The sequence below is a fragment of the Amaricoccus sp. genome (genome assembly GCF_017993425.1).
Lineage (GTDB): Bacteria > Pseudomonadota > Alphaproteobacteria > Rhodobacterales > Rhodobacteraceae > Amaricoccus.
On sequence record NZ_JAGOMQ010000094.1, the window covers coordinates 1 to 3,130 of the forward strand.

The following is a 3,130-nucleotide window of genomic DNA, read 5'->3' on the forward strand; positions in this document are numbered from 1 at the left end:
CCGCCATCGACTCGGCCTCGGCCACATAGACCTCGGCCATGCCGCCCGCGTCGAGCTTGTAGAGTGGACGGTAGCGTTGAGACATCGTTGGAGTGGGCCTGGAAAGCGCGGCGAGAGTGTAACAGGATCGGTGGCCAGCGAGACAGGACCGGCGAAACGTCGTTTAAACGGCTGATTCGCTAGCCCTTCGGGCCTGCCGGACGGCCGGCGGCGAGCTCGTGCGGAGGGTCGTACTGGGTCAGAATCAAGCGCACCACGCCCAGCCACAAGTCGCTCTCGATCATGAGCGGGATCCTCCGCCCCTCGTTGCTGACCCAGAACCGCATTTTGTACGCTTTCTTGCCGGGAATGGCGGCGCCGTGGCGGTCGACGCGGGTGATGGTGCCGTCGTAGGCGACGACCTGGTCCTGCGCGATCCCCAGCGCCGAGGCAAGCGGCGGCATGTCAGTCATGCGGATCGGCCCGCGAGAGATGACGTCGACCCGCAACAAGGTCGTGCCGTCGAGGCCGTAGGCCTTGGCCTTGCCGCCGTTCTCAAGGTCCAGTGAGCGGACCCACGCCATGATCGAGAGGGGATCGAAGGTGTCGATCGGCAAGCGCCGCCGCGTGGTCGAGGTCTTCCCGTCCTTGTCGTCGGCGAGCTCCACGAAGCCGCGCCCGTAGAAGGTGGTCGTGATCTCGCGTCGCTTGTATGTGCTCGACAGGCCCTCGCGGCGGGTGATCGAGCCGGTCTGCAGCGGCGCGCCGGTCACCGCGTCGAGGTAGGCCGCCATGTCGTAGACGATCGTCGTCAGCAGCGCCGCGACGCCGCTGGTGCGCGCCGAACCCTCGAGGCGAACGCGGTCCGGACCGCCGTTCACGCCGGGCTCGCGCAGCACCACCGCCGCCTCGGCGATGCCGGTCGGATTGCCCCCGAAGTACACGTCATACTTGAAGTGCTCGCCCGGCAGCAGCGTCGCCCCGAAGCTCGCCGGTCGCGGCGTCCACGGCAGACGCTGGTGGCGGTCGACGAAGGCCGGCTCGGCCAGCGCACCGCTCCAACCGATCAGCGGCGTCGCGGCCCGTCGCGAGCTCACACGCACCACCCCCGGCGGCTCGGCCCGCGGCAGTCGCGAGCTGTCGTCGCCCCACAGCCCGACATCCACCTCCGGCGCCGCCGGCCGCAGCTCGGGCGGGCCCGGACGGCTCGGCGCCGCCGGCTTGCCCTCGGCCTCCTCCTCCGCGGGCTCGCTGCGCGGCGCCTTCTTCGGGGTGATGACCTTCGCGCTCCCGGCCTCGCCGACGTCGCCAGCGCCCGCGGGTGCGCTCAGAAAGATTGTCGCGACAAGGAGCCAGAGGTGCATGGTTACTCGCGGTCAGGGCCGGCCGAGCATGTTAGAATGCCCGGCCCTTGCCGCCAACTGGCGAGCGTCCAATGTCGTCTGGCCCATCCCTCCCACGGTCCGCCGCGCCGCCCACCGCGCCGTCCGCCGCGCCGCCCACCGCGCGGTCCACCGCACCCCTTGGGGCGCCGTCCTCGGCGTCCGCCGAATCGGTCCGGCTCGTGCTCACGCAGGGGGACCCCGCAGGAGTCGGCCCCGAGCTGCTGTTGCGGCTCGCGGCCGAAGGCCGGCTCCGTTCAGGGGATCTGGTGGTCGCCGACCCCGTGCGCCTGCGAGGACTTGCGAGGGAGCTCGGCGGCTGGGCCGCCCGCGGCCTCGCCGTGATCGAAGCGCTGCTCGATCATGACGCGACGCCATCACCCCACGGACCTCCTGGACGCCACGGACAGGTGTCTGCGTTGGTGCGCGGCGTCGACCTCGTGCTCGAGGACCCGCGCGGGCGGGCGCTGGTGACCGCACCGATCGACAAGGCCGGCTGCCGCGACGAGGGCTTCGCCTTCCCCGGTCACACCGAGTACCTCGCCGCGCGCGCCCACGTCGACGACTTCGCTATGTTGATGGTCGGCCCGACCCTGCGCGTCGTCCTGGCGACGATCCACATCCCCCTGCGCGAGGTCCCCCTGCGCCTCGACATCGCCAGCATCGTCCGCGCCGGCACGCTGCTCGCCCGCGCCCTGCGCACGCACTTCGGCGTCCCGCGCCCCGTCATCGGCGTCCTCGGCCTCAACCCCCACGCCGGTGAGCGCGGCATGCTCGGCGACGAGGAGACCACGACCGTCGCGCCCGCCGTCCTCGCCCTCAACCACTGGGCCGCCGAACACCATGACCCCGCCGTGTTTCGCGGCCCACTCCCCGCCGACACCGCCTTCGCCATCCACGCCGATGGCCAGCTCGACGGCCTCGTCGCCATGTATCACGACCAGGGCCTCGCACCCTTCAAGCTGCTCCACATGCGCGACGGCGTGAACATGACCCTCGGCCTGCCCTTCGTCCGCACCTCACCCGACCACGGCACCGCTCGCGACATCGCTGGTCGCGGCCTCGTCGACCCGTCGAGCATGTTCGCCGCCGTCGCCCTCGCCCGGGGACATGAACGATGAGCAAGGTCGCCAAGACCAGCAAGGCCGGCGCTGCCGCGGCCCCGAAGCCCGCGCGACCGCGCTCCATCTCCGCCGCCGGTGCCGCAGCAGCAGCCGCCCGCGCCGCAGCCGCGCCCGCGCCTGCCCCCGCACCCACGCCTGCGCCTGCACCCGCGCCTGCCCCCGCACCCACGCCTGCGCCTGCACCCGCGCCTGCACCCGCGCCTGCACCCGCGCCTGCGCCCGCGCCTGCGCCCGCGCCTGCACCCGCGCCCACGCCCGCACCCACGCCTGCACCCGCACCAACCCCTCCCCCCGCGCCCCAGCCCGCCCCGCTCCCGGCGGAGACCGAGGTCCAGACGCCGCCGGTGCCGACGCCGGCGTCATGCATCCGCATCCGCGGCGCGCGGACCCACAACCTCCAGAGCGTCGACCTCGACCTGCCGCGCGGCAAGCTGATCGTGATCACCGGCCCGTCTGGTTCGGGCAAGAGCAGCCTCGCCTTCCACACGATCTTCGCGGAGGGCCAGCGGCGCTACGTCGAAAGCATGAGCGCCTCGGCGCGGCAGTTCCTGGCCCAGTTCCCGAAGCCCGACGCCGACCTGATCGAGGGCCTGAGCCCCGCGATCGCCATCGAGCAGAGCCCCGGCGGCCGCAACCCGCGCTCGA

Annotated in this window: 3 protein-coding genes; 2 read left to right on the forward strand and 1 reads right to left on the reverse strand. The window is 72.7% G+C overall.

The features are described from left to right. Nucleotides 1-179: 179 nt before the first annotated feature. Complete coding sequence (locus KBB57_RS20000) at nucleotides 180-1,343, reverse strand: DUF3108 domain-containing protein (protein ID WP_290754153.1); 1,164 nt, start codon at nucleotides 1,341-1,343, stop codon at nucleotides 180-182. A 71-nt stretch (nucleotides 1,344-1,414) separates the two neighbouring features. Between KBB57_RS20000 and pdxA the strand changes: the two genes are divergently transcribed. Together pdxA and KBB57_RS20010 are read left to right on the forward strand one after the other, a co-directional pair. Next, nucleotides 1,415-2,482, forward strand: coding sequence for a 4-hydroxythreonine-4-phosphate dehydrogenase PdxA (gene pdxA, locus KBB57_RS20005; protein WP_290754156.1), 1,068 nt, complete (start codon nucleotides 1,415-1,417; stop codon nucleotides 2,480-2,482). Between the two features lie 347 nt (nucleotides 2,483-2,829). Then, nucleotides 2,830-3,130, forward strand: a 301-nt coding sequence (locus KBB57_RS20010) for an ATP-binding cassette domain-containing protein (protein ID WP_367272726.1), incomplete at its 3' end; no start/stop codon positions are given.